This window comes from Streptomyces sp. NPDC058221 (assembly GCF_042882365.1).
GTDB lineage: Bacteria > Actinomycetota > Actinomycetes > Streptomycetales > Streptomycetaceae > Streptomyces.
This window is the reverse complement of record NZ_JBHVWF010000270.1, coordinates 1-5,168: the sequence shown is the minus strand read 5'-3', so window position 1 is coordinate 5,168 and position 5,168 is coordinate 1. Positions and strand designations below refer to the sequence as shown.

Here is a 5,168-nt window from a genome sequence, read left to right as displayed (position 1 = left end):
GGATCCGGTGATCCGGGGGCCCTCCCTCACTGCATCACCGCATCGCTCAGGCTACGAACGTCCGGGGCGCCTCCGCGCCGGCGGCGGCCCCCGAGCTGACCAGCCGGGCGGCTGCGGCGAGCCGAAGGGCTGCCTCGTCCGCCACCGGCCCGCCGACCGTGAACGGCAGCCGTACGTATCCCTCGAACGCACCGTCGACCCCGAACCGGGGCCCGGACGGCACCCGTACCCCGACCCGCTCCCCCGCGACCGCGAGCCGCGAGCCGGAGAGACCGCCGGTGCGCACCCAGAGCGTCAGACCGCCGCGCGGTACGGCGAACTCCCAGTCCGGCAGCTCCCGGCGCACAGCCGTGACCAGCGCGTCCCGGTTGTCCCGCGCCTGCTCACGGCGGATCTGCAAGGCCTCCTCCCAGCCGCCGGTGCGCATGAGCCAGTTGACGGCCAGCTGTTCGAGGACCGGAGTGCCCATGTCGGCGTACGCGCGGGCTGCCACCAGACTGCGGATGACATCCGGTGCTGCCCGCACCCAGCCGATCCGCATCCCCGCCCAGAAGGCCTTGCTGGCCGAACCGACGGTGAGCACGGTGCTGCCCGCCGGGTCGAAGGCGCAGACCCGGCGCGGCATCCGCACATCGTCGTCCAGGTGCAGTTCGTTCATCGTCTCGTCGACGACCAGGACCGTACCGGCCGAGCGGGCGGCGTCCACCAGCGCACGCCGCCGGTCCTCGTCGGCCAGCGCCCCGGTCGGATTGTGGAAGTCGGCGACGACGTACGCGAGCCGGGGCGCCGCATCCCGCAGCACCTGGCGCCACCGGTTCATGTCCCAGCCGCCGAGCCCCTCCTCCATGGCCACCGGCACCAGACGGGCGCCTGCCTCCCGCATCAGCTGGAGGATGTTGGCATAGCTCGGGGACTCCACCGCGATCCGCTCACCGCGGCCGGCGAAAAGGTGGCAGATGGCGTCGATCGCGCCCATCGCGCCCGTCGTGACCATGATCTGCTCGGGCATCGTCGGGATGCCGTCGGCGGTGTACCGGTCGGCGATCATCTGCCGCAGAGCGGGCAGCCCCGCCGGGTAGTCGCCATGAGTGTGCGCGTACGGTGCCAGCTCCTCCAGGGCTCCCTGGACGGCCCGGGTCAGCCATGGTTCGGGGGCGGGCAGCGAGGCGCAGCCCAGGTCGATCATCGATCCGAGCGCCTCGGGGGGCAGCGGTTCCAGGCCGCGGGCGGGCAGCGGGTTGCCCGCGGGAACCGCCGTCCAGCTGCCGGCCCCTCGCCGGGACTCCAGGAACCCTTCGGCCCGCAGCGCCTCGTAGGCTGCGGCGACCGTCGTACGGCTGACGGCGAGGGCGAGCGCCAGTTCCCGTTCGGCCGGCAGCCGGGCGGCAACCGGGACGCGGCCCTCAAGGACGAGCAGCCGGATGCCGTCGGCGAGCGCCCGGTAGGTCGGCGGCCTGCGGTTGCCCGGGCCCGTCGGCCTGGGCTGCTGGGCATGCAGTTGCCGAGCAAGCTGCGCCGCACCGACCGCCGAAGTCCACTTCGCCACGATAATCAGTCCACCTTCCTCGGATTGGCCATGGTTGGCAGCCAATCCCCTGCCACAGAGTGACACGCAGCAGTCCACTACCACCACACCAGGGGGCACCACTTGTCCACCACCGCCGCCCGGCGCGGAACACACCTCACCCGACGGCTGATCCAGCTGTACGCGGGGCTGGCGCTGTACGGGGCGAGTTCGGCGCTGCTGGTCGTCGCCGGGCTCGGCCTGGAGCCATGGGGCGTGCTGCACCAGGGACTCGCCGAGCGCACCGGGATCTCCATCGGCGTCGTCTCGATCATCATCGGCGCAATCGTGCTGCTGCTGTGGATCCCCCTCCGGCAGCGGCCGGGCCTGGGCACCGTCTCCAATGTCTTCGTCGTGGGGCTCGCGATGGACGGCACGCTGGCGTTCGTCCCCGGCGTGCACGGGCTCGCCGCACAGGCCGGGGTGATGGCGGCGGGGATCGTGCTGAACGGTGTGGCGACGGGGCTGTACATCGCGGCCCGGTTCGGTCCCGGACCGCGCGACGGCCTCATGACCGGGCTGCACCGGCGCACCGGCCGCTCCATCCGCCTGGTCCGCACGGCGATCGAGGTGGCGGTCGTGGTCACCGGTTTCCTGCTCGGCGGCTCCCTGGGCGTGGGCACGGTCCTCTACGCCCTGGCGATCGGCCCGCTCGCCCAGTTCTTCCTGCGCTTCTTCGCGATCAAGGACAACGAAACCACCACCGTCACCGACCCGTCATCCGGGCAGGCCATACTGCCGCAGTGACTTCCGTACGCCATCCCTATCTGGACCACCCCGCCCCCCTCGCGTTCGCCCACCGCGGCGGCGCCGCGGACGGGATGGAGAACACGGCGGCCGCGTTCCGCCGGGCCGCCGCGGCCGGGTACCGCTACTTCGAGACCGATGTGCACGCCTCGGCGGACGGCCGGCTGGTGGCCTTCCACGACGCCACGCTGGACCGGGTGACCGACGCCCGGGGCCGGATGGCGGAGCTGCCGTGGAGCGAGATACGGCGGGCCCGGGTGGCGGGCCGTGAACCGCTGCCGCTGTTCGAGGAGTTGCTCGAGGAATTCCCCGAGGCCCGCTGGAACGTGGACATCAAGGCCGGGCCCGCCCTTGAGCCGCTGGTGGATCTGATCCGCAGGACGGATTCCTGGGACCGGGTGTGCGTCGGCTCGTTCTCCGAGGCCAGGGTCGCCCGGGCGCACCGGCTGGCCGGCCCGCGGCTGGCCACCTCCTACGGAGTGCGTGGCGTCCTCGGTCTGCGGCTGCGCTCGTACGGCATCCCGGCGGCGCTGCGGGCCGGCGCGGTGTGCGCACAGGTACCGGAGAGCCAGGGCGGCGTCCGGGTCGTGGACCGGCGTTTCGTGAAGGAGGCGCATGCCCGGGGGCTCCAGGTGCACGTCTGGACCGTCAACGAACCGGAGCGGATGGCAGCGCTCCTGGATCTCGGGGTGGATGGCATCATGACCGATCACATCGAGACGCTGCGTACGGTGCTGAGCGAGCGGGGGGCCTGGGCCTGACGCCGGCCCGGTGACGTCTCCACGGGGAGAGACAAGGGGTGCGCAATGAGCGCCGAGACCGCGGACGCCGCCGAACCGGCTCAGGGCACGGGCGGGGCGGCCGACCCCGGCGAGCGCCGGCGCGAGCAGCGCGGCTGGTACTTCTACGACTTCGCCTGCTCCGTCTACTCGACGAGCGTCGTCACCGTGTTCCTCGGGCCGTATCTGACCTCGGTCGCCAAGGCTGCCGCCGACGCCGACGGCTATGTCCATCCGCTCGGCATCCCGGTCCGCGCCGGGTCGCTGTTCGCGTACACGATCTCGGCATCCCTCGTCGTCGCGGTGATCCTGATGCCGATCGTGGGCGCAGCCGCCGACCGCACGGGCCGCAAGAAGCCGCTGCTGGCGGCGGCCGCTTACGTGGGCGCCACCGCGACGGCCGCGATGTTCTTCCTGGACGGGACCCGGTATCTGCTCGGAGCGTTCCTGCTCATCGTCGCGAACGCCGCGATATCCGTGTCGATGGTGCTCTACAACGCCTATCTGCCGCAGATCGCGGAGCCGGAAGAACGCGACGCAGTCTCCTCACGCGGCTGGGCCTTCGGCTACACCTCGGGGGCGCTGGTCCTCGTCCTCAACCTGATCCTCTACACGGGCCACGACTCCTTCGGCCTCTCCGAGTCGGACGCCGTACGGATCTGTCTCGCCTCGGCCGGTGTCTGGTGGGGCGCCTTCACCGTCGTACCGCTGCGCCGGCTGCGCGACCGGCGGGTGGCGCCGGGCAGCCACGGAGCGGTCGGGTCCGGATGGCGGCAGCTGATGGCGACCCTGCGCGACATGCGCCGCCATCCCCTCACCCTCTCCTTCCTGCTGGCCTACCTGGTCTACAACGACGGCGTGCAGACGGTGATCTCCCAGGCCTCGGTGTACGGCTCCGAGGAGCTGGGCCTCGGCCAGACGACGCTGATCACCGCCGTCCTGCTGGTCCAGATACTCGCGGTGGCCGGCGCACTGGGGATGGGCCGGCTGGCCCGGGTGTACGGCGCGAAGCTCACGATCCTCGCGTCCCTGGTCGTCTGGACGCTGATCCTCGTCGCCGGATACTTCCTGCCCGCCGACGCGCCGGTGTTCTTCTACGCGCTGGCAGCGGCGATCGGCCTGGTTCTCGGCGGCAGCCAGGCCCTGTCGCGGTCGCTGTACTCGCATCTGGTGCCGCGCGGCAAGGAGGCCGAGTACTTCTCGGCGTACGAGATGAGCGACCGCGGGCTGAGCTGGCTCGGGCCACTGGTGTTCGGTCTCGCGTACCAGCTGACCGGCAGTTACCGGGATGCGATCATCTCGTTGGTGATCTTCTTCGTGGCTGGTTCCGTACTGCTCGCGAGGGTGCCGGTCCGGCAGGCCGTGGCAGCGGCGGGGAATCCCGTTCCTGAACGGATTTAGACGTTGAAGTGAAAGGCCGGTAGTGTACGCCTTTGGCCTGCCCGGAGGACCGTTACTGCCAGTGGAAGAATCCAAACCGTTGGGTGACAACTTCTGCCAGATGTGACAAACCGGGCATTGGCGGGTACTTGAACCCTGGCAAACCTGAATACTCAGCGGCACGACGGGCGAGGCATGACCGGCAACGGGAATCTTTGCCGCCGACCGGACGTTGAGCCGGATGACGACGACAGCGACATTTGTCCTGTGGGCGACAAGCCCGGGAGGCACGATTCATGAGTGAGCGAGCTCTCCGCGGCACGCGACTTGTGGTTACCAGCTACGAGACGGACCGCGGCATCGATCTGGCCCCGCGCCAGGCGGTGGAGTACGCATGCCAGAACGGACATCGATTTGAGATGCCGTTCTCGGTAGAGGCGGAAATTCCGCCGGAGTGGGAGTGCAAGGCGTGTGGCGCCCAGGCACTCCTGGTGGACGGGGATGGCCCCGAGGAGAAGAAGGGCAAGCCTGCGCGTACGCACTGGGACATGCTCATGGAGCGGCGCACACGCGAGGAGCTGGAGGAGGTGCTGGCCGAGAGGCTGGCGGTTCTGCGCTCCGGAGCCATGAACATTGCCGTGCATCCGCGGGACAGCAGGAAGTCTGCTTGACCGCGTAGCACCGCACTGAGACAGAGC

Annotated in this window: 5 protein-coding genes; 4 read left to right on the top strand and 1 reads right to left on the bottom strand. The window is 70.5% G+C overall.

Annotated features, from left to right (window positions below; genetic code table 11):
* Positions 1-46 precede the first annotated feature (46 nt).
* Positions 47-1,546: a PLP-dependent aminotransferase family protein gene (locus tag ACFVW8_RS38370; protein WP_389698557.1), complete on the bottom strand. Its 1,500-nt coding sequence runs from the start codon at positions 1,544-1,546 to the stop codon at positions 47-49.
* Positions 1,547-1,648: 102 nt separating this feature from the next.
* Here ACFVW8_RS38370 and ACFVW8_RS38365 point away from each other — a divergent pair, with 102 nt between their 5' ends.
* From ACFVW8_RS38365 to ACFVW8_RS38350, 4 genes are all read left to right on the top strand, one after another.
* Positions 1,649-2,311 carry a YitT family protein gene (locus ACFVW8_RS38365; RefSeq protein ID WP_389698555.1) on the top strand — a complete coding sequence of 221 codons (663 nt, stop codon included), beginning with the start codon at positions 1,649-1,651 and terminating at the stop codon, positions 2,309-2,311.
* The gene (locus ACFVW8_RS38360) at positions 2,308-3,072 is read left to right on the top strand and encodes a glycerophosphodiester phosphodiesterase family protein (RefSeq protein ID WP_389698553.1); all 765 of its coding nucleotides are present in this window, start codon (positions 2,308-2,310) and stop codon (positions 3,070-3,072) included. Before ACFVW8_RS38365 ends, ACFVW8_RS38360 begins: the two co-directional genes overlap by 4 nt.
* Before the next feature lie 45 nt (positions 3,073-3,117).
* Complete coding sequence (locus ACFVW8_RS38355) at positions 3,118-4,491, top strand: MFS transporter (protein ID WP_389698551.1); 1,374 nt, start codon at positions 3,118-3,120, stop codon at positions 4,489-4,491.
* A gap of 275 nt (positions 4,492-4,766) precedes the next feature.
* Positions 4,767-5,141 carry an RNA polymerase-binding protein RbpA gene (locus ACFVW8_RS38350; RefSeq protein WP_003959706.1) on the top strand — a complete coding sequence of 125 codons (375 nt, stop codon included), beginning with the start codon at positions 4,767-4,769 and terminating at the stop codon, positions 5,139-5,141.
* Positions 5,142-5,168 lie beyond the last annotated feature (27 nt).

What these genes read in the sequence shown, in the direction of transcription:
- ACFVW8_RS38355 (WP_389698551.1), top strand. Translation starts at nt 3,118, where the DNA reads ATGAGCGCCGAGACCGCGGACGCCGCCGAACCGGCTCAGGGCACGGGC.
- ACFVW8_RS38350 (WP_003959706.1), top strand. Translation starts at nt 4,767, where the DNA reads ATGAGTGAGCGAGCTCTCCGCGGCACGCGACTTGTGGTTACCAGCTAC.